The sequence below is a fragment of the Psychrosphaera sp. genome (genome assembly GCF_982872775.1).
In genome coordinates this window covers 1-23,758 of record NZ_CEYNSH010000038.1, presented here as the reverse complement: position 1 = coordinate 23,758, position 23,758 = coordinate 1, and the positions used below count along the sequence as shown (strand labels likewise).

Here is a 23,758-nt window from a genome sequence, read left to right as displayed (position 1 = left end):
TAATGTTGGCGCTAATGTTAGCAACAATGATGACTCAGTCAATGTAGGCGATAATAGTGGCTACGTAAATGGTCGTGAAGCTAGCATTGCCAACACACCAAATGACGTGCAAGCTCACTCAATCAAAATCAATGTAAAACATCAAAGTTACAGCGCCACGGATGCGTTAAGGTGGCTGGCAAACAACCGTGTCGATTTACTTTTGTTAGACATCAAAATGCCCGGTTTAACTGGTGTCGAACTGGTAAAAGTACTAGCGAACCGTCCTCAAGTGATTTTTGTGACGGCTTTTAAAGAGTTCGCTGTTGAAGCATTTGAGTTGGATGTCACCGATTATTTGGTAAAACCTGTTAGTGCCCCAAGACTCTCACAAGCGTTAGAAAAAGCCATTCAACATGTTCAGTTTGTTACTGGAGTTTCACCCGCAGTTCAACGAACCGATCATCCCGCTTACAATGACCACCGACAGAGCAATAACCAACAGCCTCATAATGAGGCCTCGCAACCAATCGAACAGGCTCAATCTAATCAAGTCGCGCCAAACTACATCAGTGTTAATTTAGGTGGCTCAAAACGCAAAGTCGCTTTAAAGGACATTCATTGGTTTGAAGCTTATGGCAATTACGTAAAAGTCTGGCTAGGCGATGAAATGATTTTGGTGAATTCGAGCTTTAAAAACCTGATGGAGTCTCTGCCTGTGGTAGATTTACTGTCAGAGCAAATCGATATAAATACCCAACACTCGCCGTTGTTTGCCAAGGTCCACAAGTCATACGGTGTTAATTTACATTTAGTGGAACAAGTCCACCTTGATCATTTGATCTTACAAAGTGGCGTTTCGGTCAAAGTAGGTAAGACCTACAAGAAAGCCGCTAAACAGCTTTTGTAGTTCCAGATCCTACAAGACACGACTCTAAAGAACAGACGCCCTAAACCACATTGCCACAATAGTGGCGAGATGCTACAGTTGTACAGTATTAAATTTAGGAGATTAGCGATGGCAACATCAAGTATAAGACTAGATGAAGAATTAGTAGAAAAAGCGGCAATAATGGCTAAAGCATTTAACAGAACTACGCCTAAACAGATTGAACACTGGGCAAAAATAGGTGAGATAATGGAGGACAATCCGGACTTGCCGTATGAATTTGTTAAACAGGTCATCATTGCAAAAGCAGAAAAAGAAGCTGGTAAGTTAGAGGTATATGACTTTGGCTGAAATTAAGCAGGTTTTACAAACTCCAAGCTTTAAAAAGGCGGTAAAAAAGCTACATCAAAATCAGAAACAGGATCTTGATACGGCCATAAAGTTGATAATGAAAGAGCCGAAGACAGGTGAGCAGAAAAAGGGGGACCTGTCCTTCATGAGAGTTTACAAATTTAAAATGGCAAAACAGCTCACATTACTTGGATATAGCTACGAAGATGGCGCAATTGTTTTGGAACTGTTAGCGTTGGGCTCTCATGAAAATTTTTATCGGAATGTCAAAAACTTGTTTTGAGTTATAGCAGTCAACGGGCTTCCCTGTCATTTTACTTCAACTTTTGCCCCAGAATTTCAGGCACAAAAAAACGCTGTCCCTTTCAGCCTATAGCCTTTAAGTACAGCGCTTTCTATAACGAGTCGTGTTAAGCAAACGAAGACTTAGTCTTCGAAATGCGTACCCCAACCGTCGTATTCCAAATTGTTTTCTTCAGCAAAGGTCACCATTGCTTCGACTTCTTCGTGAATGATCTCTTCGTCTAACGGACATTCAGTATCAACATCAAAACAATAAAGGACTTCACCCTCTTCGGTCTCGACCTGCTCTAAGTCACTAACGTTCCAACCTTTTAGGAACGCTTCTTGTTGTGCTTTGTCGGCAACTTCTGGCTCTTCAGCAACAAAATGATGCTCGAGGCCATACATTGCTTCTGGATTTGAGCCGTCTTCTAAAAGCTGCTCTATGATATCGTTACTAAATTCTTGCCAGTCGATTTGTTCCATCGGACACCCTAAATAATCAAGTCTATTTCTTTGTATCTGTTAGGGATGGAATATAGCCTAATTCCGCGTCGAGTTCGTCAATTTTTTGCTTCATAATGGCATGAGCGAGTTCGGCTTGCTCACGAATGTACTTTTTATCGTCACTTTCGATTTTCATTGATGGTAAATATTCGATAATGACTTTGCCATTGTCCCAACGGTTTAAATCAATTCGATTGTGAGTACTGCTAATCGCAACCGGAGAAATAGGCACGCCAGCCATATAGGCAGTATAAAAAGCGCCTGTTTTGAATTTAAGTAAGCCACGACCACGAGAACGTGTCCCTTCAGGAAATAACCAAACTGATATTTTTTTGTCGCGAATTTTTTGTGCGGCTTGACCAATTGTACCGTGCGCTTTGTTTTTGTTGGCGCGGTCAATAAGAATGTTGCCCGATAACCAGTAAACTTGGCCAAAAAATGGCATCCACTTAAGGCTCTTTTTACCAATACTTACCGTGTTTTTTCTAACGGCGTTGGAAGCAGTAAAAATATCCCAAGTATTTTGGTGATTACCGATGTAAACCACTGGTTCTTCAACAAGACGCTCTTCACCGCGGATCTCTACTTCTAAACCCAAAATTTTGGCAAAAGAACCATAAATTTGAGCCACAACATGCACGTTATTCTTCCTAAAAGGACGAACAATCAAGAACACTAATAAAAACGCTGTTGAAAAAATAAAAAACAAAGCCAACAGCAAAAGACGCAAAACGCTCAACACGGCTACTACTCCCAAAAATTTAAGGCGGGCATTGTAGCAACTCGAGCGTACACTTGTAAGCTAAAAATTAAGCTATTTTAGCTAGTCGGATATGTTAGCGCTCTAGAAGAGGATGTAGGGTAGAGAGAAGACGTGATAAATGAATAGCGCTAACAAAAAAGCCCACGACTTAGAGGTTTATTTCTCAGTCGTAGGCTTTATTTAATTTAGGAAGGCTATTTCATATTAGCGCTAGCCTTTAAATTAACTCTAGTCTTTGAAGTTTTTGAACTGGAAAGGCTGACCTAACTCACTTTGACGAACCAACTGCATCACCGCTTGCAAGTCATCGCGCTTTTTACCTGTAACGCGAAGCTCTTCACCTTGAATCGCGACCTGAACTTTCAACTTAGAATCTTTGATAATTTTAACAAGCTTCTTGGCAACGTCTTTTTCAATGCCTTCTTTGATGGTCACTTTTTGAGTGCAAATCTTGCCTGAAAAATCAGGGTCTGAAATTTCCATCGCTTGTGGGTCGATATTGCGCTTAACCAATTGCTTACGCAAGATGTCGATTAGCTGGCTCGTTTGGTAATCACCTTCAGCTTTCACAGAAACCACTGGCGATTTCCATTCAAAGCTCGCATCAACACCACGAAAATCATAACGCGTGCTCAATTCACGTGTTGAGTTTTCAGTTGCGTTGCGCATTTCATCTAAATTTACTTCTGAAACAATGTCAAAAGACGGCATAGTTGTTCCCTACTTTTATGTTTTTTCTTTAAGTTGAGGTGATTATAAAGTAAAGAAAGGGCATCTGTCAGGTCCATCTGGTCAGATGCCCGTTGCCGGTTATTTGCTATTTAGCTAACAGTGCTAAAACAGCTTCGCCAACTGCATGAGCGGATTGTGGGTTTTGCCCCGTTACCAATCGCTCATCAACCACCACATTACTTTGCCAAGGTTTAGCATAAACGTGTTTTGCCCCGCGCTCGACTAATTTGTCTTGTAGTAAAAATGGTACGGCATCGGTTAGCTTGACGATCTCTTCTTCTTCATTGGTAAAGGCAGCAACTTTTTTACCTGCTACTAGGTATTCGCCATTACTTAATTTAACGTCAGTGAAAGCCGCTGGGCCGTGACAAATTGCCGCTGTGATCCCTTGGCTTTCATATATCTTTGCTGTGAATTCGTTCACCACTGGATTGTTCGAAAAGTCCCACATAGTGCCGTGACCACCCGCATAAATTACCGCGTCGTAATCGCTTGCATCAACCTCTGCCAAAGGAACAGAGTTAATGACCATTGCCATTAATTTCTTGTCGTCCAAAAAGCGCTGATTTGATTTGTCATCCAATTCCATACTGCGCGGGTCAATGGGTGCCATAGCACCTTCAATACTGGCAATATCAACATTTACGCCTGCGTCGACCAACACGTAATACGGGTGCGTCATCTCACTCAACCAGAACCCTGTTTTTTCGTCCAAATCACCCATTTTGTTATGGCTGGTTAACACGATAAGCACGTCTTTGTCAGATAGGTCCTGGTGAGTTTGCTGTGCAGTGCCTAATTGCGCTGAAACAGACAATGGTAAAACAAGTGCAAGTGCAGTAATCGCTGTGCCAATGAAAGCGCGAGCTTCTCTAAATAAAGTACTAAATAAAGTACTATATAAATTGCTAAATAAACTCATAAAAACCTCAATTAAAAATACTAAAAACGTCGTTTACTTAACTGCGTTCCAATAAGCGTCCAACAACTGCTGAGTTAATAGCGCTAAGTGTTGCGCAGTTTGGTTTTCTTTAGAGCCAGGATCTGCTGCTAATTGGGCAAAATTACTCATCATAGCAACGGCCTGCGGAATATCTGAGTCGGCCGAAATATACGAGTGCTCTTTTGGCGTTTGCATTTCGGTGCGCTTGGTGTAGCCAATCACGTGATCTTTATCATCAAAGGCAAAACCTAGTTTCCAGTCCAATACCCAGTCATTTAGGCTAAATACTGCGTCATGGCCAAGAATATCTAAGTCCATCAGACACGTGCCTGCGTTATAGCCAAAATCGAAAGTCGATGACTTACCATCTTCAAACATCACCACACCCGTTCCGCGAACCACGGCATTGGTTTCTTCATCGCGAATAATGCCGCCAGAGATGACTTTGATTGGTGTAGTGGGTTGTAAATACTCAGCAACTGCGCGCATTGAGTACCATGTCATATCACCAACCGCGCCTGTAGGTTCTTTTTCGGTATCAAAACGAATGTTCGTGCGATCCATGAACGGAAAGAAAAACGAGCTGCGCAGAGCTTGTGGTTCACCAATCTGTTCTGCCATTGTGTCGCGAATTTGGTGCGTACGAGGGTTGTGAGTAAAATGCGTCGCGTCCATAAAGGCAACGTTGTTTGCTTTTGCTGCATTGATCATACGCTCTGCAGACTCAGCACTGGGAAATGGCTTATCAACTAATAAGTGTTTTTTGTTTTCAGCGCCAAATAGGGCTATTTCTTCTTTTGCTGATGTTGGTGTCGCGACATAAATAGCGTCTATTTGATCAGACGCTAACATCTCCTGCCAAGTATCAAAGACCATGTCTATGCCCTGCTCTTCAGCAAACGCGCTCGCTGATTCTTTTCGACGACTTGCCACTGCAACCACTTCTATATTGGCAGCTTGCTTGACGGCATTGGCAATGACTCCAGCAATCATTCCAGCACCTACAATTCCTAATCTTAATACAGCCATGTCTTACTCCAATCGTTAAACTCTTATGATTTGTCTTTAAGTGATGGCAAGTGTAGTCGTGTTTGACTATTATGAAAAATGAATAGATTAGATTTGTATCATTTAATTTTTGAATATCAATTTCTTACTCTCAACCAAGAGACACTCACATTAATATCAGTCATGAATATAAGTAATAAAGACCTTAACTTGTTGGTTTTGTTCAATACTTTGTACCGAGAACAAAACTTAACCTTGGCGGCAGAAAAGTTGTCTTTGAGTCAGCCTGCTCTCAGTCACAAACTCAATAAGTTACGTGCGCAGTTTGATGATCCCTTGTTTGTCAGAGCTTCTCGAGGCTTAACACCAACGCCTAAAGCCGACGCCTTGGCTCCCGAAATATCAAGCTTGGTGGGTGATCTCGAACAGTTTTATTATCAAGCGGATGACACAAATTTCCTTGATAAAACCGATGTCATTCACATTTATAGTACCGACTTTGTTGAGCAATATTTGCTGCCCAAACTGCTACCTATAGTGCAAAGTAAAGCTCCAAAGGTACAGCTGGTAACTCACAATACACGTGGAAAGCTGCCTCAACGAGAATTAGAAACTGGTGAGTGTGACATCGCTATCGCTGGCTTTTATAACAACCTCCCACCCGCGCTGTTTCAGCAAAACCTCAAAAAAATTGGTTTTAAAGTATTAGCCAGCCACAGTAATAAGCGCTTGAAAAGGAAGTTATCTTTAGAAGAGTATTTAGAGTGCCCTCATTTAGTGACCACATTAACCGGTGATTTAGATGGATTGGTCGACAAGGCATTAAAAGAGAAAGGAAAAAAACGAAACGTGGCGGCAGGTATTTCGAGCTTTGTTGCTCCAGCGGCGTCAGTCGCCTACTCAGAGTTTTTGCTAACTTGTTTGGATCCTGTTGCACAGGCTGCGGCAGAATTTCACCCTGATTTAACGATTTATAACTGCCCAGTTAAGATTGCCGATGCTCAAATTCAACAAATTTGGCACCAGAGAACTAATAAAGATCCGATAAGAAGTTGGCTTAGAGGTGAAATCAAACAGATCTTTGCAGGTCAATAATGTGGAATAAGGTGGAGAAGCTTTATTTTATTGAAGAAGCTGTAATTTATTGAAGAGGCTGCAATTTATTGAGAGACTTTGATTAATTGATGCAGCTCGAAGCAAGTTAAAAGACTGAGGCTTACTGAGCTCAATCGCGGTCCTGGCGACCAGCTCAGTAATCTTCAATTTTATTGCGCTGATTTGTCAGCTTGAGGCGCCACGTGGATTTGTTCGATTGGGTCTTTTGACGTCTGAGGCTGTTCCATTGCAAAGTCTAGTCGAACTAAAACATCTTTAAAGCCTTTCTTAGAGCTTTGATATTCCCATTTAGCCAACGCTTTTTGAGCGGATTTACCAAAGGTCGCTTCTGGCTCTTGTGACACAATTCGAATGTTCTTAGTCGCACCACTTGGAGTGATATCGTACTTCAACACAACGTGACCGCTGATCCCTGCTTTTGCAGCTTCAATAGGATACATTGGCTCAATACGTACTGTAGGCATAGCGTATTCTTCTTCGCCGCTACCGAGTTGCTTAGCAACCGCAAAGGTACAAACCACGGCAAACAAAGTGGCCATTAGCGTGCCTTTGGCTAGTTTTGAGCCTTTTGCGCTTTTCTTAATTAGGTTTAATCGTTGTAACATCATGTTTTTATCTCCGTAATGTGAATAAGCCATCATTCGTACTTCCGTGCGTGTCACACAATCGAGTAAGGCCTTGCTATATAAAATTTTATCTTCAATGGATTTGTTTCTAAGAACGCGTTCATCACACGTCAATTCTTGTAAGCGTCTGAATGACCCATAGGCAAGCCAGGCCAACGGGTTAAACCAGAACAAAATGACTAAGGACAATGCCAACATATTCAATAAGTTGTCCCGGCGTTGAATGTGAACTTGTTCGTGCTCGAGAATCAGTGCCAGCGAATCTGCGCCAAAACGACTCTGATAGTCAGCAGGAACCACCATTTTGTAATTCCACAAACCCAACACTAACGGTGAGCTTATTTGTTCGCTGGTAAAAACCTTTTGGCCAATTGCTATGACAGGGTTGCGCTCTGATAAAAACGAAGATGAGTCGCCAGGTGAGCCATTTTGAGCGGTTTTTAAATCAAGAGGCTGTGATTCAATGATCGAGTCTGCATCCTGTGATGTTATAAGAGGCGTTAACTTAAGTGCTTTCTTGTATTTAAAATGAACCCAAGCCGTCAAAGTAAATAAGCCCGCAACGCCAAGCCAATACACGGCCATTGAAGAGCTAAACCACGCACTGTGCTTGGTTATCAATGCAGTCGAATAGTCACTGGGTGTCACCAAGTAGCGACTGATTGCTTCACTATATTCGGGTTTTATTTCTAATGGTAAGTTTATAAACAGCAAACAAAACGGGATGGACAAGGCATATAAATAGATCCAAGAAGACTTAAACAGTCCCAAGCCCCAACGCTCAAGGCCAATTAAAGCGACCAACAACACGCTGATAACGACTTGTTGTTCGATGGCGAATTCAAATAATGATTTAACGTGTTCCATATCCATTATTTATCCTTAGGCTCAATACCTGTCGCTTTATCTTGGCTATTGTCCGAGTCAGCTTCTGGGTTGTTTTGTTCCCAATCACTGATGACTTTTTTAAGTTCGTCGATGTCACGTTGCGACAGCTCTTTTGACTGGGCAAAGCCACTAACTAACGGCGCGACGCGACCACTGAAAAACCGTTCGATAAAACTTTTGCTTTCTTTTAGCGTGTAATTTTCTTGTTCTATCATCGGGCTGTATATGTACTGCCTGCCATCGCGTTCAAAACTCAATGCTCCTTTTTTAACAAGTCGGCCCAAAAAAGTTTTAACGGTTTTGTCTTGCCACTTTTTGTCATCATCAAGTCGCTCGATAACTTCACTGGCTCGCGCTGGGTGTTTTGCCCAAATCGCTTGCATTACTTCAAATTCTGCTTTGGATAATTCAATCATAGTTGTCGCTTACACTTGTAATCTTTAAATTTAAGATTACACACGTAATCAATAAGTGCAAACTTTTTATACAAGTTTATAGAGATTTTTTGTTCACTCCTCGCACAAGGCTTTACTTGATTGGAGGGCTTGGTACAGTTAAGGGGTATTAAAAATAGAGACTTAATCAATAAATTAAGCTGCCCAATGACTTAAAAGTCGGCATATTCAAGGAAACTATAAAAATGAAAAAGGCCACGTTTACAGGTGCATTGACTGCACTTACTATCGCCCTTGCAGGTTGTAACGGTTCAAGTACGGACAATGCTGCACAACAAAATTCTGCTGTAACTAAGGTTGAAGTTCAAACCGTGACATACCCAACAACTCAAAAGAAACCTGTGATTGACACTTATTTTGGTACTGAAGTAGTTGATAACTACCGTTGGTTAGAAGATGACATGAGTGATGAAACGGCTCAATGGGTCAAGGCACAAAACAAGGTCACTTTTGATTACCTAAATCAAATCCCTTACCGCGAAGCGCTAGAAGAGCGTCTTGCGAAATTAATGGATTACGAAAAAGTCACTGCGCCTTTCATCGAAGGTGACTATACGTATTTCTACAAAAATGACGGCTTACAAAACCAATACGTTTTATATCGTCAAAAGAATACCGACGGTAAAGCGACAGGCGAAGTTGAAGTATTTTTAGACCCAAATACTTTCTCTGAAGATGGTACGACATCTATGTCAGGCGTGAGCTTTTCAAAAGACGGAAGCTTAGTTGCGTATCAATTATCACATGGTGGCAGTGACTGGCGTGAAATCGTTATTCTTAATGCCGTTACAAAAGAGCAAATTGGTTCCAAGCTTGTTGACGTTAAGTTTTCTGGCATTAGCTGGAAAGGTAACGAAGGTTTCTTCTACTCAAGTTACGATAAGCCAGAAGGTTCTGAATTAAGCGCTAAAACAGATCAGCACAAAGTTTACTACCACAAACTAGGTACTGAGCAGAGTGCCGACGAATTAGTTTACGGTGGTACTGACGCACAGAAACATAGATACATTGGCGCAACAGTGACGAACGACGCTAAAAATGTCTTCATTTCAGCAGCGGTATCAACGTCTGGTAACAAGCTGTTTGTTAAAGACCTAACAAAAGCAGACTCTGAGTTTGTTACGATTTTAGACAACACAGAATCTGATACTTACCTTATTAAAGCAACTGAAGAACACTTTTACTTCGTTACTAACTTAGATGCACCAAACAAACGTCTCGTTCGCGTTGAGAAAGCCAACCCACAACCAGCGAACTGGCAAGACGTGATTGCCGAAGGCGACGATGTATTAAACGTCCGTTCAGCTGGCAAATACTTCTTCGCAAACCGTATGGTTGATGCGACGTCGCAAGTGACGCAATACGACTTAGACGGCAAAAAGATCCGTACTATCGATTTACCAGCAGTAGGTACTGCGTCTGGTTTTGGTGGCAAAGAAGATGCGACAAAAGTATTTTACAGCTTCACAAACTACAGCACACCAGGTAGCACGTTCGAGCTTGACTTAGAGTCAGGTGAGTCAACCTTGTACCGCAAGTCACCGGTTGATTTTGATGCAAATCAGTTTGAGTCTAAGCAAGTATTCTACTCATCTAAAGACGGCACTAAAGTTCCGATGATCATCACTTACAAAAAAGGCCTAGAACTCGATGGCACGAACCCAACGATGTTATATGGTTACGGTGGTTTCAACGTTAGCTTAATGCCACGCTTCTCATCTACAGTTGCCCTATGGTTAGAACAAGGTGGTGTTTATGCTGTACCTAACCTTCGTGGTGGTGGTGAATACGGTAAGAAATGGCACGTTGCCGGTACGCAGTTGCAAAAACAAAACGTATTCGACGACTTTATTTCTGCTGCTGAATACCTAATTGAAAACAAATATACATCAAGTGAGAAGTTAGCTATTCGAGGCGGCTCAAACGGTGGTTTGTTAGTTGGTGCTGTTATGACACAACGTCCTGATTTAGTTCAGGTTGCACTACCTGCCGTTGGTGTATTAGATATGCTTCGTTATCACACCTTTACTGCAGGTGCAGGCTGGGCGTATGACTACGGTACATCTGAACAATCAAAAGAAATGTTTGAGTACTTGTATGGCTACTCACCTGTTCACAATGTGAAAGAAGGTGTCAGCTACCCTGCGACGATGGTGACAACAGGCGATCACGATGACCGTGTTGTACCAGCGCATTCATTTAAGTTTGCTGCTGAATTACAAGACAAACAAACGGGTAAAGCGCCGACGTTAATTCGCATCGAAACCAATGCGGGTCACGGTGCAGGCACGCCAACAAGTAAAATCATTGAGCAATACGCTGACATCTATGGTTTTACTCTTTGGAATATGGGTGTTACGTCTCTGTAATTAATAACCTAATTCCAACAAAAAAAACGGCCAATTCATTGGCCGTTTTTTATTACTTCAAATAAATTTATATATTATCTCGAATAAACAACCACCTAACTTATTTAACCGACAAACAGCCCGCTTGTGTGTATACTATTGAGACATAAGTTCCTTGGACGGAAACAGCGAATATGAACCGAAGTGAAAAAAAGCGCATCGCTATTTTGGAAGGCGCACAGGAAGCATTTAAAATATACGGAATCGGCGATGCCACAATGGATACCATTGCCAAAATAGCTGGAGTTTCGAAACGAACGGTATACAACCACTTCGAAAGCAAAGAAATTTTGGTCACCTACGTAATTGGCGAAATTTGGTCAAAGAGCGTCGTTGATTACCAAGCTGATTATCAACCTGATCAAGATCTCAAATCTCAACTACTCGCACTTGTCATTAACGAAATTAAGTTCTCTCAAAGCGAAGAGCTACTCGAGCTTACCCGAGTCGGAGTGAGTCATACTCTGTTTAGTCATGATGATTACGCAGAAGAAACCAATCAATTTTTCAAACAAGAAACAGCACTAATTCGCTGGTTAAAAGCCGCTGATAACGATGGTCGTTTTATCGATACTGACATTGAAAAAGCCAAAGATCACTTAGTTGCGTTAATCAAAGGCCAAGCATTCTGGCCCCAACTCATTCGTTTTGAAAAGACGCTGTCGGATACCGAAACTAAGGCACTAGCTGAAGAGATCGTTGATTTGTTCTTAACGTTTTACCAGAAAAACAAAAGCCAGTTATCACCTTCGCAATAACTGGCTTTTTAGTGTATGACTTGTCGGAAAGAGTATTAAGAACTGAGGAGAGATTAACCCTCGTTGTTCACACCTTCAGTAGACACGTCCGTCTCAATGTCCCCGTCTACTTCTGTCACGGCCTTAGCTTCAATTTCTACACGATCAACACGCTGTAGCCCTCTTGGAAGCTTGCTACCACGTCGGCCACGCTCGCCTCGATAATGTTCAAGGTCTTTGCTACTTAGCGTCAGCTTGCGTTTACCTGCGTGTAAAACAACATTAGCATTCTCTGGGACTACGGTGATTTGACTGACGTACTCTTCTCTACTTGCAGCACGGGCTGAAGGAATGTTAATTATTTTGTTCCCTTTACCTTTAGCCAAAATTGGCAGGTCTTTTAATGGGAATATCAACATACGGCCTTCATTTGAGATCACCAAACAATCATCGGTTTCAAGTGACTGAGTTGGCACAGGGCTCAATAACTTAGCCCCCGTTGGCAATTTGACAAGTGCTTTACCCGCTTTTTGGCGAGTTAGCATGTCTTCAAATTTACAAACAAAACCATAGCCCGAGTCAGATGATACTAGGTATTGCTGATCCGTTTTGGCCATTATTGTATGTTCTAACGTTTCACCTGCAACAATACTAAAGCGCCCACTGAGTGGCTCACCTTGGCTTCGTGCTGACGGCAATGAATGGGCATCAGTGCTAAAACTCCGGCCCGAACTATCAATAATGACGACTGGCTGATTACTTCTGCCTTTGGCCGCTGATTTAAAGCCATCCCCGGCTTTATAAGCTAGCTTCTCTGGCTCAACATCATGGCCTTTGGCACAACGTGCCCAGCCTTTTTCAGATAGCACAACCGTTACGGCTTCACTCGGAATCAAGTCTTTTGCCGATATAGCTTTAGCTTCTTCACGAACCACTAATGGCGAACGACGATCATCACCATAGGCTTCCGCGTCGGCGGCTAATTCTTTTTTGATTAGGTTGTTCATTTTGACACGAGAACCTAATAGTGCTTCTAGCTGATCACGCTCTTTACTTAGCTCGTCCTGCTCGGAGCGAATTTTAATTTCTTCTAGCTTAGCTAATTGGCGAAGTTTTAATTCTAAAATCGCTTCAGCTTGCGTTTCGCTAATACCAAAACGTTCGACTAGCGCAAGCTTTGGTTTGTCTTCGGTACGGATGATTTCGATGACTTCATCGATATTCAAAAACGCAACTAACAAGCCTTCTAAGATATGTAAACGAGCAAGAACTTTATCTAAACGATATTGTAAACGGCGCGTCACGACATCACGGCGATACTCTAGCCATTCGGTCAGAATCGTGCGCAAGCCTTTTACTTTAGGCAAGCCGTCAAGGCCCAACATATTTAGATTAACACGGTAGTTTTTCTCGAGGTCGGTTGATGCAAACAAGTGCTGCATGACCTGGTCAATATCAACTCGGTTAGAACGAGGCACAATCACAATACGAGTTGGATTTTCGTGGTCAGACTCATCACGTAAATCCGTCACCATAGGTAACTTTTTGGCTTGCATTTGTTGGGCTATTTGCTCGAGAACTTTAGCCCCTGATACCTGATGAGGAAGAGCGGTAATAACGATATCACCCGCTTCATCCACATAGGTCGCTCGCATTTTGATGCTGCCTTTACCCGTTTCATAAATTTTCTTGATGTCTTGTGACGGCGTAATAATTTCCGCTTCTGTTGGGTAATCCGGGCCTTTCACGAATTCCATAAGCTGATCAAGATCGGCTTTTGGATCTTTAAGTAAATGAATACAGGCTTGAGCAAGTTCACGAATATTGTGCGGCGGAATATCAGTTGCCATACCAACCGCAATACCAGTGATACCATTTAAAAGAATATGTGGTAGACGCGCTGGCAGTGTCACCGGTTCTTTCATTGTACCGTCAAAGTTAGGTTGCCATTCAACCGTACCCTGGCCTAACTCGGATAATAAGATTTCACTGACTTTTGATAGACGCGCTTCGGTATAACGCATTGCTGCAAATGACTTAGGATCATCTGCTGCGCCCCAGTTACCTTGACCGTCCACCAGAGGATAACGATAAGAAAACGGTTGCGCCATCAATACCATAGCTTCGTAACACGCACTGTCGCCATGAGGGTGGTATTTACCAAGTACATCACCAACCGTACGGGCTGACTTTTTGTACTTTGCTGCGGCACTAAGGCCCAGCTCTGACATGGCATACACAATGCGTCGTTGTACCGGTTTTAAGCCATCACCAATGTGTGGTAATGCGCGGTCCATGATGACGTACATTGAATAATTCAAATAGGCATCTTCGGTGAAACGACGCAGTGGTAACTGCTCAATTCCATCACTACTAATACTTATGGTGGCGTCTGACATTGCCTAACCCTTATTCTTATTTTACTTATTTGTTTCAAACTAATACTTTTGTTTGGGCTGACGAGTGACATAAAACACACCCGCAATTCCCAGACTCAATACTAATAACCACAACGCACCAGAAAGGCGTTGTTTTAATTGAATGACAGCCGAAGTTAAGTCGTTGATCAATCGGCGCTGATGCTCAATGGTTGCATCAGCCTGTCGTCGTTCTCTGTTGCGCTCAAACGCCAAAAAGGATTGGTGCTTGGCGACTATTTCTGTTTTGCTTTGTTGTATTAAGGCATTCGCTTCGCGCTGGTACATCTCAGCTTTTTGCCAATCACCTTGCACTGTCATGATTTGCTTCTTGATCAGTGCAAAATCGATTCGTTGTTGTTCTGTGACTGGTTCACCATTGTAAATTAGCCTCAGTGCACGATCATTTTGCCCCATTCTCAACGCAGATAGGCTTTGTAAACGAACGATTTGAGCTTTTAATTCACGTTGTTTAACAGGGTCGAATCCAAAGGCGTTGGGTAGTTTTTGTAACTGTGTTAACGCTTGCAATAACTCTCTGGCATAGCTGTCGTCAAATTGCCTAAATTGGCTATCGATAAGATTAATTAAAGACTCAAGCTGTAGGGAGCGATTACGCATTGTCTGGCCAAATTTGAATGCTTCTTCCAATAATGCGTCAGCTTTTACAAATAAACGATCTTCAAGTAACAACTCTGCCCAAGCGATACGCTGCTGATGGGCTAGTAACAACAGACCTTGCTGTTCTAGATCATCCACAAGCTGTTGATGAATTGTCCCGGCCAACATCTGCTCGCCATTAGCACTGTATACTTTTGCCATAAACTGTCGACGTTCGATTAGTGCGCCAAACTGCTCTAGTTCGATGGCACTCGCAATCGCTTTTTCTGCGGCGGCAGTGGCTTTGTCTAATTGGCTGTATTCCAAATAGAGTTGTGCGGCTTTGAAATACCAATTTCCGGTTTCAATTTCGAGTTCACGCGTTGCTTTTTCACTGATACTCAGATTCGCAAACTCTAGCGCATCTTCTATCGTACGCACTGCTTGCGGCAAATCTCGACGTGCTTTTGCCAAATCAAACTGCAACTTAAAAACTGCCAAGCGTTGTTGCGGTAGCTCAACAATTTCGTGCAGTGCTTTTACTTTCTCAGCAGTTTTTTCAAGGTGGTGTTGTTTTATTTGAGTTTTGGCCAATAACAAACTCAGCTCGAAATGTTCGACTTGAGTCAGCTCAGGATCATGCAATGCGTAAGATAACTCCTCGGCAACTTGAACAGGACTTATGTCTAGATTCACTGTTGCATATTGAACAAGGTCAGTGAAAGTAGAAAACTTTCGTTCGAACGGCTTTTCCGTTTGCTTAAGTTGTTCAACTTTAACAACCTCGGGATTCGCTTCAACGGCCTCTGCCTGAGTGGACTTAGGTTTTGGTTCGGCTAAATCATCAAGCAACCCTGCGTTGACTGGCGACATAAAGATTGCGCAACCAAACACAGCGAGTATTGTTAGCTTGTTAGACTCCAGCACCGCGGCCGAAATTTTGTTAGGTAACTTATTCGATACCTTTTTCAACGCTTTGCCAAAAACCGAACCGTCATTCATTTGGTTAAACCACAGCCTTATTACCTTTGCTTTCGAGCCAGGACTTACGGTCACCCGAGCGTTTCTTAGCTAAAAGCATGTCCATCATTTCTAATGTCGGCGTAATATCGTCAATTGTTAACTGAACCAAACGTCGAGTATTTGGGTCCATTGTGGTTTCGCGCAGTTGCAGTGGGTTCATTTCACCCAAACCTTTAAATCGCTGAACGTTTACTTTGCCTTTTTTCTTCTCGGCTGCGATGCGATCTAAGATACCAGTTTTTTCATCTTCATCTAATGCGTAAAACACCTCTTTACCCACATCGATTCTGAATAAAGGTGGCATCGCTACGTATACGTGGCCAGCTTCTACTAGGGTGCGATAGTGACGCGTGAACAAGGCACATAAAAGCGTCGCAATGTGTAATCCATCGCTATCAGCATCGGCGAGGATACAAATTTTACCGTAGCGCAGTTGCGACAAGTCACTTGAGTCTGGGTCCATGCCAATGGCAACGGAAATGTCGTGCACTTCTTGTGACGCTAGAACTTGACCTGGCTCAACTTCCCAAGTGTTTAGGATTTTACCTCGCAGTGGCATGATAGCTTGGAATTCGCGGTCACGAGCTTGTTTCGCAGAACCACCAGCCGAGTCACCCTCTACTAAAAACAACTCGGTACGGTCGTTTTCTTGGCTCGAACAATCGGTTAATTTACCCGGCAGCGCTGGACCTTGAGTGACTTTCTTACGAACCACTTTCTTAGCCGCTCTTAAGCGTTTTTGGGCGTTGCTGATACACATGTCAGCCAATTGCTCAGCAATATCTGTGTGGGTATTTAACCAAAGACTAAATGCATCTTTAACGACACCTGAAACAAACGTCGCACATTGACGCGACGACAAACGCTCTTTTGTTTGACCGGCAAATTGCGGGTCTTGCATTTTGACAGACAAAATATAACTACAACGTTCCCAAATATCATCTGGGGTAAGCTTGATACCACGAGGAATTAGATTTCTAAACTCACAGAATTCGCGCATGGCATCTAATAAACCTTGGCGCAATCCATTTACGTGTGTACCACCTTGCGCCGTTGGGATTAAGTTTACATAACTCTCACCCACAGACTCACCGCCTTCTGGTAACCAAGTCACGGCCCAATCTGCGGCTTCCAAATTACCAGCAAAGGCGCCAACAAATGGGTCTTCTGGCAAGTTCACATAACCTTTTACTGAGTCGACTAGATAATCCTTTAGACCATCTTGGTAGAACCATTCGTGATTTTCTTTGGTTTGCTTGTTATTAAATTTGATTTTGAGGCCAGGACATAAAACCGCCTTGGCTCTTAAATTGTGAATTAACTTGGAAATCGAAAACTTAGCACTATCAAAATAAGACGCATCTGGCCAAAAACGAACGGTAGTACCTGTGTTACGACGACCAACTGTACCGATGACCTCAAGGTCTTGAACCTTGTCACCATTTTCAAAGGCAATGAGATATTCTTGTGCGTCACGACGGACTCGAACTTCCATTCGGGTCGTTAAGGCGTTGACAACTGAAACACCTACCCCGTGCAAACCACCTGAAAACTCATAATTGCTATTCGAGAACTTACCACCTGCGTGTAGCTTAGTAAGGATTAGTTCTACACCTGGAATACCTTCTTCCGGGTGAATATCCACAGGCATACCACGACCGTCATCTTGCACTTCAAGTGAGTTGTCTTCATGCAAAGTCACCACGATATTTGACGCGTGACCCGCTAAAGCTTCATCGACACTATTATCGATAACTTCTTGAGCTAAGTGATTTGGACGAGTGGTATCCGTGTACATGCCTGGACGGCGGCGCACAGGTTCTAAGCCATTTAAGACTTCAATTGCTTCGGCATTATAATTTTGGTTTGTCATAGCACTTATAATTTTGGTTTATGGGGCCATTCGAGCATGAGGTTACTGATGCAACGAGCTTCGATACCAATTTCTTTTTATTTATCTTCTTACTTATAAATGAAAGATTATCGAGTATCGAGGTAAACTTAAAGTAAAAATTCGACAATCTTTGGCAGGTAGTTTGAAAAGCCAACAAAACTGTGATCACCGCCCTTTTCTAGGGTCAATTTTGCTTCGGAATAATGTTGTTTAGCTTCGCGATAATCCAGAACCTCATCGCCTTCTTGTTGCAAGCACCATACTTTAGATGGGTCTCTTAAAAACGGCTGATATATTTGCTGCAAGTCACTCATGTGATTCGCCGACAATACATAATCCTGATTGGTAATTGGATGAGTTTGCGGACCAATATAGCCAGACAAAAGCTCAAAAGGTTTTACCGCAGGGTTCACCACAACAATAGGCACATCGTACTTATTATGTAAGTAAGTACTTAAATACCCACCTAAACTACTACCAACAATGCCAATTAGGTCACTGTAATGTGTGTCTACTAATGCCTCAACCTGGTTAATGGCGACATCCGGTGTCACGCCCAGTTGAGGACACACGACCTCAATATCAGGATGGTGTTGCTGAATATAGTTTTTGAATTGCATGGCTTTTTGCGACATTGGTGAAGAATGAAAACCATGAAGGTATAAAATAACTGGCATAGAGACTCTTTGTTTTTATTATTTTTATTGTTTTTATTGTTTTTTATTGAGACGTGCTTGGCTTTTTTGAGACCAAGCATCAAGCATTTAACAAACTATTATCTGTATTACTCGACTGATGTTCAATCGCTAGGGTAAGCCAGTCTTTGAGTAACAAGTTTATTTGCAGCTTTTCATCTTTGTGGTGTAAATGAGGGTTGGGGTATGGGTTATTCGCACGAATTCTTGAGTGCTTTTGATAACTAATCACCTCTAACATTTGTGCATCGTGATAAACCCTAAACTCGAACTCCATATTGAATAAATCTGGCAAACTGTGTTTTTTCTGGATGAGCTCATAGCGTTCTGTATAAGCTGATATTTCCAGAACACGTAATTCGAAGTACAAGCCATTAGTCAAATCGATATGCCACTGCTGACCAAGTTTGTACTGCAACGGCAGAAGTCGCAACAACAGGGAATAGTTGCGAGTACACACACTTTGTAATCGCTTCAAGTCCACTACGTATTTGTCTTTTTTAGCAGATGGGTTTCTCGTCAATGACATTAAAAGCTCTGTTACTCCGAAGTTTGGTTATCAATTTGCGCTTTGTGCAGTTTGAGCCACTGCAACGAGATGACGGTTGCCGCATTATCAATGACGCCCTTGTCTAAAAGTGAAAATGCCTCTTCGACATCCAAAACATGAACTTTAATATCTTCATGTTCATCGTCAAGTCCGTGTATACCGCCAACATCGGTGGTGTCTACTTGGGCAAGATACAAGTATAGTCGCTCAGTTGTGCCGCCCGGACTAGACAGATAGCTTAGCATAGGTGTCAACGTATTGATGACCAAATTTGCCTCTTCTAATGCCTCACGTTTAGCAACCGCTTGTTTTGATTCATTATCTTTATCAACCATGCCAGCGATGACTTCTAACAACCACGGTGACTCCTTTGTTGCCAATGCACCAATTCTTATTTGCTCAATTAGCACAACATTTTGTAACAAAGGATCGTAAGGTAATACGCCTACAGCGTGGCCTCGCTCAAAGATTTCACGTTGAACCCAATCACTTTGACCGCCAGCAAACTTGGCGTGTTTAAAAGTAAATTTATTAATTTTGAAAAATCCGTCAAAAACTTGCTCAACAGACTTGATTTCAACATCTTTGTTATCAAATAGAGGAGTATATTTTGTTTGTGTCATTGCTCTTCTCAAGAAGTATCTCAGAGGTCACCTCAGAGGTAATTGTAGGGCTTTGTGCGACAAGCGGTAAACTTTATCACAATAGGCAATTTTGCCTTATTAACTTTTCAATATTCTGTTACATTTACTGGTATTGTGTTTACACAAAAACATTACTTAAAACAATTAGAAAGGCTACACTAGGGCCTATCGTGTTGTCATCGTAGAATTTTGGAATAAGAATTTCTGTTAAGGAACCACTATGAGAAAGTCATTTTTATCTGCAACTCTGGCTGTGCTAGTCGCCGGAAGTGCGATACCTGCTTATGCCACCAACCTAGTAGAAGCATACAAGGACGCGGTTCAAAACGATCCGCAAACACTAAAAGCCAAAGCCGCTTATGACGCAAGTGTGCAAGCAGAAGAGATTGCTTTTTCAAGCTTATTACCAAAGGTAGGTTTATCAGCAGGTTATTCGACGGGCTCACAAGAGCAAGTTAACACCTCAGGTGAAATCGTCGATATCGACAGCGAGGGCACGAATTGGGGTGTAACGCTTTCACAAACCATCTTCAAAATGGGTGACTATCACGCACTGGACGCGGCAGAGCAACGCGCGCTTCGCTCTCTTACTGACTTTAACTTTGCACAACAAGCTCTTATCCAACGTGTTGCCAATGCTTACTTCAACGTTTTAAAAGCGCAAGACACGTTAGAATTTGCCCAAGCAGAACGCAAAGCCATCGAACGTCAATTAGAACAAACGAAAGAGCGTTTTAAAGTGGGTCTAACTGCACGTACCGATGTTCACGAAGCACAAGCAAACTTTGACAACGCTGTAGCAACAGAAATTCGCAGTCAAAACGACGTAGAAATCGCAAAAGAAGGCCTACGTGAAATCACGGGTAAATTCTACGCAGATGTTAACAGCCTTAATACTGAGCGTTTTGAAGCTCAAAAACCAACGCCTGCTGATGTAAACGCATGGGTTAAAAAAGCTGAACAAAACAGCTTGGAATTAAAAGCCAAAGAGCTTTTAGTTCAAGCAGCAAAATTTGATATCAAGCGCTCTCAAGCTGGTCACTATCCTACACTTGATTTAACGGCAAGTGTTGGTGGTAACAAAGGCCTTGGAGATTCAGAAACCCCTCATTTAAACAAATCGTCAATCGGCCTGAGCCTAAATGTACCTCTGTATTCTGGCGGTGCAACCTCTGCGGCGGTTAAACAAGCACAAGCAAACTTTGTTGTTACAAGTGAAGATCGCGAAGCAACGTACCGTAGTGTCGTTCGCAAAGTACGTACGTCATACGCTGATGTTGTTTCTTTAGTATCAACACTTAAAGCGTTGGAGCAGTCAGTTGTTTCAGCTGAAAGTGCGCTTCAAGCAACACAAGCGGGCTTTGAAGTAGGTACACGTACTATTGTTGACGTACTAAACAGCACTCGTAACCTTTATAACGCCAAGCGCAACTTATCAAACAGCCGTTATAACTACATTTTAGCAATGATGTCGTTAAAACAAGCCGCTGGTGAACTTAACGCACAAGACCTTGTTGCGGTAAACAGTGGCCTAAACAAATAGAGAACTATACGACGGCTAATCAATGGTCGTCATCTTAAAAAGCGGAGCATAGGCTCCGTTTTTTTGTCTCTGAGGTCTCATTAATTCAGCACCTCTGGCTAGACCAGATTGGCAATGCCCCTTTTAAAAATGCAAAGCAGACGGATGTTAGGGTAGAATAATGACAAAATTACTTATGACTTTAATTGGTTAACTATTTTGAGCGACTCACCCGTGTCTACAAAAAGTAAAAACAGCTTCGTGCCACCGACCTTTTCAATTACCTTTTTACACCCTAAATTCTGGTTAACTTGGTTAACTATCACTTTGTTATATGCCTTGAGTTGGTTGCCGTACCGACTTCAAATTGGTTTAGGTAAACTCATTGGCCGACTATTACTAAAAGTTCTCAAAAGCCGTCGCAAGACCGCCACTCGTAACTTAGAACTATGTTTTCCAGAAAAGCCCAAACGAGAAATTCAGCGCATAGTCAAAGCCAATTTTGAAAATGCTGGCATCGCTATTTTTGAAAGTGGTATTTCTTGGTGGTGGCCTGAATGGCGTGTAAAAAAAATGTGTCACGTAAAAGGTCGTGAGCATATCGACGGTGCTTTGAGTGAAGGCAAAGGCATTTTCTTATTGTTCACTCATATATTTCCACTCGAAATGATGGCTAGAGTATTAGGCGGCTGTGGCTATCCTTGTGTTGGCTTTTACCGTCCTCACAACAACAAACTTTTAGAGTGGGTTCAATACCGCGGTCGATGTCGTTCAAATCGATATATGATTGGTAAGCGCGATGTCAAAGGCTTATTAAAAGCATTATCAAACGGAGAGGTGACGGTGTATTTGCCTGATCATGACTATGGTCCTAAACGAAGTGTATTTGCACCTTTTTTTGCGGTTGATAAAGCTGCAACAACAACGGGCACGGAAATTTTTGCCAGCCACAAAAACGCCGTTACTATGCCAACTAAAATTCGCCGTTTAGACAATTTTAAAGGCTATGAGATTGAATTTTTACCGCCTTTGGAGGATTATCCTTCAGAAGACTCAGTAAAGAATGCTATAAAAGTAAACAAATGGGTCGAAAGCGCTGTGTTAGACAACATGGAACAATATATGTGGGTTCACCGTCGATTCAAAACTCGACCTGAAGATGAACCTCAATCTTTATATTAAGAGTGAAAAATATGGCAACTAGCAAACCAAAAAATAACAATAAAAAACCGAACAAAAAAGCTCAGTCTGGCTATATGGGAAAGATAGTCGCACCGCTTGTCCTTATCCTCATCGTCATTGGCTTTGTATATTGGGGTTCAGATGAGAGCAACAAAACTAGTGAAAACCCAGTTGCCAAAGGTGTTGCTAAGTTTTACTCAGAGGTTCGCCAAGCCTTAAAGCCAGGTGCAGAACGTCTTAATGATTACACAATTGCCCTACCGGAGCCTGAAGTTTCAATGAACCAACAACTGACTTCACGTGATGGTAATGTCACTCCAGCGCCCGATGATTGGAATGGCGCCAACAAGAAACGCTCGTTCAAAGAAAACGATACCTTAAAGTCAGCCCTTAGTAGCTATGCCCGTGAAGAAGGTGTTGAGCTAATATGGGATCTGAAATACGACTACATTGTCAAAAACCACTTCGCTGAAAGCAGTGATTTAAAATCGTTAGTTAGGAAGGTATCAAGTGTCGTCAACAACGATTACAGCGGCAATGTAAAAACCTATTTTTGTAAGGATGCCAGAGCGTTAGTTATTACTGACAAAGACGATCCTTATGTAACCAAGTACTGTGAGCTGACAACGAAGTAAGCCACATCTTTCAAATTAAGTTGTCTTTAGGCTTAATGTTTAACAGGGAAATAAATGAACAAACTAAAAAGCTCCGCTATCGCACTCACACTCATCGCACTTCAAGGTTGCGGCGGTGGCGGTGATAACTCAGATACGCCTCCAGCCCCTTCTTTCATTGGCTTCTCTGGCAATATCTCAGGCTTGTCTCAATTCGTCACTATCGCTATTAACGGCCAAGAGCAAACCATAGAACAAAATGGTGAATTTGTGTTAGATGCGACAGTAGAAGTGGGCACAAACTTTAATATAGAAATCGTTGACGCCCCAGAAGGCTTAAGTTGTGATTTAAGTACTGAATCAGGCGTTGCAAGTAATGACATTACTGACTTGGAGGTCAGCTGCCAAGGCATTGAGACAGCTGCTTATAGCATTAGCTCACTCAACTTTGATGACGAGACGGATACGTCGGTTATAGCAACGACTTTACACCTTATTGACCGAAAATCTGGCAAAATCGTCGATATATTAGATAACGAAAATATTAGTAATTATATAACTTTCGTTGAAAACGGTTTACCTATTGACCAACTGGAGTCATTTATTGAAGTCGACCCGGTAGAAAATTTAGCTTCAAGCTATACAACTGTAATAGCTGTTGATGTTAGCTATTCTAGGCGCAATGTTTTATCGCAAACCAAGCAAGCTATAAAGGACTTCCTTTTCAAAAGGGATGGTACTTTTAAGCTCGCTCCGGGCAGTAAAGTGGCGATAGTTACCTTTGATGATAAAGTAGTGTTTGAGACACATGCTACTGACGATGCCAATATCTTACTTTCTTCGATAGAGGCTATTGAGTTAGGTGGGAATTCGACTAACTTACACGGCGCAATGGTTGAATCTTTAAATAGCTGGAAAAACGAAGTTTCAACT

At 42.2% G+C, this 23,758-nt stretch carries 23 protein-coding genes; 10 read left to right on the top strand and 13 right to left on the bottom strand.

Features of this window, described 5'->3' with window-relative positions:
- The 3 genes from AC4E96_RS11075 to AC4E96_RS11065 all read left to right on the top strand — a co-directional run.
- Positions 1-889: LytR/AlgR family response regulator transcription factor (locus AC4E96_RS11075; protein WP_490255857.1), on the top strand; the 889-nt coding region annotated here is incomplete at its 5' end.
- Between the two features lie 108 nt (positions 890-997).
- Positions 998-1,219: a TA system antitoxin ParD family protein gene (locus AC4E96_RS11070; protein WP_488032486.1), complete on the top strand. Its 222-nt coding sequence runs from the start codon at positions 998-1,000 to the stop codon at positions 1,217-1,219.
- Positions 1,212-1,502, top strand: coding sequence for a type II toxin-antitoxin system RelE/ParE family toxin (locus AC4E96_RS11065; protein WP_488032485.1), 291 nt, complete (start codon positions 1,212-1,214; stop codon positions 1,500-1,502). Before AC4E96_RS11070 ends, AC4E96_RS11065 begins: the two co-directional genes overlap by 8 nt.
- A gap of 143 nt (positions 1,503-1,645) precedes the next feature.
- Here the strand turns inward: AC4E96_RS11065 and rraB are convergent, their stop codons facing one another.
- From rraB to AC4E96_RS11040, 5 genes are all read right to left on the bottom strand, one after another.
- Positions 1,646-1,987 (bottom strand): ribonuclease E inhibitor RraB, encoded by a 342-nt coding sequence (rraB, locus tag AC4E96_RS11060; RefSeq protein WP_488032484.1) that lies wholly within the window; start codon positions 1,985-1,987, stop codon positions 1,646-1,648.
- A 22-nt stretch (positions 1,988-2,009) separates the two neighbouring features.
- Entirely contained in the window at positions 2,010-2,750 is a 741-nt protein-coding gene (locus AC4E96_RS11055; RefSeq protein ID WP_490255856.1) for a 1-acylglycerol-3-phosphate O-acyltransferase, read from the bottom strand.
- A 249-nt stretch (positions 2,751-2,999) separates the two neighbouring features.
- Entirely contained in the window at positions 3,000-3,482 is a 483-nt protein-coding gene (locus tag AC4E96_RS11050) for a YajQ family cyclic di-GMP-binding protein (protein ID WP_488032482.1), read from the bottom strand.
- Positions 3,483-3,588: 106 nt separating this feature from the next.
- Positions 3,589-4,425: a type 1 glutamine amidotransferase domain-containing protein gene (locus AC4E96_RS11045; protein WP_488032481.1), complete on the bottom strand. Its 837-nt coding sequence runs from the start codon at positions 4,423-4,425 to the stop codon at positions 3,589-3,591.
- A 33-nt stretch (positions 4,426-4,458) separates the two neighbouring features.
- Complete coding sequence (locus AC4E96_RS11040; RefSeq protein ID WP_490255855.1) at positions 4,459-5,475, bottom strand: Gfo/Idh/MocA family protein; 1,017 nt, start codon at positions 5,473-5,475, stop codon at positions 4,459-4,461.
- 162 nt (positions 5,476-5,637) lie between these two features.
- Between AC4E96_RS11040 and AC4E96_RS11035 the strand changes: the two genes are divergently transcribed.
- Positions 5,638-6,549: a LysR family transcriptional regulator gene (locus AC4E96_RS11035; protein ID WP_490255854.1), complete on the top strand. Its 912-nt coding sequence runs from the start codon at positions 5,638-5,640 to the stop codon at positions 6,547-6,549.
- Positions 6,550-6,719: 170 nt separating this feature from the next.
- On the opposite strand, the gene AC4E96_RS11030 is transcribed toward AC4E96_RS11035, so the two are convergent.
- Positions 6,720-8,069 carry a M56 family metallopeptidase gene (locus AC4E96_RS11030; protein WP_490255853.1) on the bottom strand — a complete coding sequence of 450 codons (1,350 nt, stop codon included), beginning with the start codon at positions 8,067-8,069 and terminating at the stop codon, positions 6,720-6,722.
- Positions 8,069-8,500: a BlaI/MecI/CopY family transcriptional regulator gene (locus AC4E96_RS11025; RefSeq protein ID WP_488032477.1), complete on the bottom strand. Its 432-nt coding sequence runs from the start codon at positions 8,498-8,500 to the stop codon at positions 8,069-8,071. The genes AC4E96_RS11030 and AC4E96_RS11025 overlap by 1 nt, the downstream gene beginning before the upstream one ends.
- Before the next feature lie 224 nt (positions 8,501-8,724).
- Between AC4E96_RS11025 and AC4E96_RS11020 the strand changes: the two genes are divergently transcribed.
- Together AC4E96_RS11020 and AC4E96_RS11015 are read left to right on the top strand one after the other, a co-directional pair.
- Positions 8,725-10,908, top strand: coding sequence for a prolyl oligopeptidase family serine peptidase (locus AC4E96_RS11020; RefSeq protein ID WP_490255852.1), 2,184 nt, complete (start codon positions 8,725-8,727; stop codon positions 10,906-10,908).
- A gap of 173 nt (positions 10,909-11,081) precedes the next feature.
- Positions 11,082-11,705, top strand: coding sequence for a TetR/AcrR family transcriptional regulator (locus AC4E96_RS11015; RefSeq protein ID WP_490255851.1), 624 nt, complete (start codon positions 11,082-11,084; stop codon positions 11,703-11,705).
- A gap of 53 nt (positions 11,706-11,758) precedes the next feature.
- On the opposite strand, the gene parC is transcribed toward AC4E96_RS11015, so the two are convergent.
- The 6 genes from parC to nudF all read right to left on the bottom strand — a co-directional run bounded on the left by parC (position 11,759) and on the right by nudF (position 19,486).
- A complete protein-coding gene (parC, locus tag AC4E96_RS11010) occupies positions 11,759-14,083 on the bottom strand; it encodes a DNA topoisomerase IV subunit A (protein ID WP_490255850.1) in 2,325 nt (774 codons plus the stop codon).
- Between the two features lie 39 nt (positions 14,084-14,122).
- A complete protein-coding gene (locus AC4E96_RS11005; RefSeq protein ID WP_490255849.1) occupies positions 14,123-15,703 on the bottom strand; it encodes a hypothetical protein in 1,581 nt (526 codons plus the stop codon).
- 4 nt (positions 15,704-15,707) lie between these two features.
- Positions 15,708-17,597, bottom strand: a complete 1,890-nt coding sequence (parE, locus tag AC4E96_RS11000) for a DNA topoisomerase IV subunit B (protein WP_488032472.1) — start codon at positions 17,595-17,597, stop codon at positions 15,708-15,710.
- Positions 17,598-17,725: 128 nt separating this feature from the next.
- Complete coding sequence (locus AC4E96_RS10995) at positions 17,726-18,295, bottom strand: YqiA/YcfP family alpha/beta fold hydrolase (RefSeq protein WP_490255848.1); 570 nt, start codon at positions 18,293-18,295, stop codon at positions 17,726-17,728.
- Between the two features lie 79 nt (positions 18,296-18,374).
- Positions 18,375-18,842, bottom strand: a complete 468-nt coding sequence (locus tag AC4E96_RS10990) for a DUF1249 domain-containing protein (protein ID WP_490255847.1) — start codon at positions 18,840-18,842, stop codon at positions 18,375-18,377.
- A gap of 11 nt (positions 18,843-18,853) precedes the next feature.
- Positions 18,854-19,486 carry an ADP-ribose diphosphatase gene (nudF, locus tag AC4E96_RS10985; protein WP_490255846.1) on the bottom strand — a complete coding sequence of 211 codons (633 nt, stop codon included), beginning with the start codon at positions 19,484-19,486 and terminating at the stop codon, positions 18,854-18,856.
- A gap of 241 nt (positions 19,487-19,727) precedes the next feature.
- Here nudF and tolC point away from each other — a divergent pair, with 241 nt between their 5' ends.
- The 4 genes from tolC to AC4E96_RS10965 all read left to right on the top strand — a co-directional run.
- Positions 19,728-21,050: an outer membrane channel protein TolC gene (tolC, locus tag AC4E96_RS10980; RefSeq protein ID WP_488032468.1), complete on the top strand. Its 1,323-nt coding sequence runs from the start codon at positions 19,728-19,730 to the stop codon at positions 21,048-21,050.
- A gap of 213 nt (positions 21,051-21,263) precedes the next feature.
- On the top strand, positions 21,264-22,211 hold the full coding sequence (lpxL, locus tag AC4E96_RS10975) for an LpxL/LpxP family Kdo(2)-lipid IV(A) lauroyl/palmitoleoyl acyltransferase (protein WP_490255845.1): 948 nt from the start codon (positions 21,264-21,266) through the stop codon (positions 22,209-22,211).
- Positions 22,212-22,222: 11 nt separating this feature from the next.
- Positions 22,223-22,846: a TcpQ domain-containing protein gene (locus AC4E96_RS10970; RefSeq protein ID WP_488032466.1), complete on the top strand. Its 624-nt coding sequence runs from the start codon at positions 22,223-22,225 to the stop codon at positions 22,844-22,846.
- Between the two features lie 54 nt (positions 22,847-22,900).
- On the top strand, positions 22,901-23,758 hold an 858-nt coding region (locus tag AC4E96_RS10965; RefSeq protein WP_490255844.1), incomplete at its 3' end, for a vWA domain-containing protein.

Bases quoted from the DNA above. Each gene is read 5' to 3' on its own strand.
- AC4E96_RS10995 (WP_490255848.1), bottom strand. From the start codon at position 18,295: ATGCCAGTTATTTTATACCTTCATGGTTTTCATTCTTCACCAATGTCG.
- AC4E96_RS11005 (WP_490255849.1), bottom strand. From the start codon at position 15,703: ATGAATGACGGTTCGGTTTTTGGCAAAGCGTTGAAAAAGGTATCGAAT.
- parC (WP_490255850.1), bottom strand. From the start codon at position 14,083: ATGTCAGACGCCACCATAAGTATTAGTAGTGATGGAATTGAGCAGTTA.
- nudF (WP_490255846.1), bottom strand. From the start codon at position 19,486: ATGACACAAACAAAATATACTCCTCTATTTGATAACAAAGATGTTGAA.
- AC4E96_RS11070 (WP_488032486.1), top strand. From the start codon at position 998: ATGGCAACATCAAGTATAAGACTAGATGAAGAATTAGTAGAAAAAGCG.
- AC4E96_RS11035 (WP_490255854.1), top strand. From the start codon at position 5,638: ATGAATATAAGTAATAAAGACCTTAACTTGTTGGTTTTGTTCAATACT.
- rraB (WP_488032484.1), bottom strand. From the start codon at position 1,987: ATGGAACAAATCGACTGGCAAGAATTTAGTAACGATATCATAGAGCAG.
- tolC (WP_488032468.1), top strand. From the start codon at position 19,728: ATGAGAAAGTCATTTTTATCTGCAACTCTGGCTGTGCTAGTCGCCGGA.
- AC4E96_RS11015 (WP_490255851.1), top strand. From the start codon at position 11,082: ATGAACCGAAGTGAAAAAAAGCGCATCGCTATTTTGGAAGGCGCACAG.
- AC4E96_RS11040 (WP_490255855.1), bottom strand. From the start codon at position 5,475: ATGGCTGTATTAAGATTAGGAATTGTAGGTGCTGGAATGATTGCTGGA.
- AC4E96_RS11030 (WP_490255853.1), bottom strand. From the start codon at position 8,069: ATGGATATGGAACACGTTAAATCATTATTTGAATTCGCCATCGAACAA.
- AC4E96_RS11050 (WP_488032482.1), bottom strand. From the start codon at position 3,482: ATGCCGTCTTTTGACATTGTTTCAGAAGTAAATTTAGATGAAATGCGC.
- AC4E96_RS11045 (WP_488032481.1), bottom strand. From the start codon at position 4,425: ATGAGTTTATTTAGCAATTTATATAGTACTTTATTTAGTACTTTATTT.
- AC4E96_RS11020 (WP_490255852.1), top strand. From the start codon at position 8,725: ATGAAAAAGGCCACGTTTACAGGTGCATTGACTGCACTTACTATCGCC.
- AC4E96_RS11025 (WP_488032477.1), bottom strand. From the start codon at position 8,500: ATGATTGAATTATCCAAAGCAGAATTTGAAGTAATGCAAGCGATTTGG.
- AC4E96_RS10990 (WP_490255847.1), bottom strand. From the start codon at position 18,842: ATGTCATTGACGAGAAACCCATCTGCTAAAAAAGACAAATACGTAGTG.
- parE (WP_488032472.1), bottom strand. From the start codon at position 17,597: ATGACAAACCAAAATTATAATGCCGAAGCAATTGAAGTCTTAAATGGC.
- AC4E96_RS10970 (WP_488032466.1), top strand. From the start codon at position 22,223: ATGGCAACTAGCAAACCAAAAAATAACAATAAAAAACCGAACAAAAAA.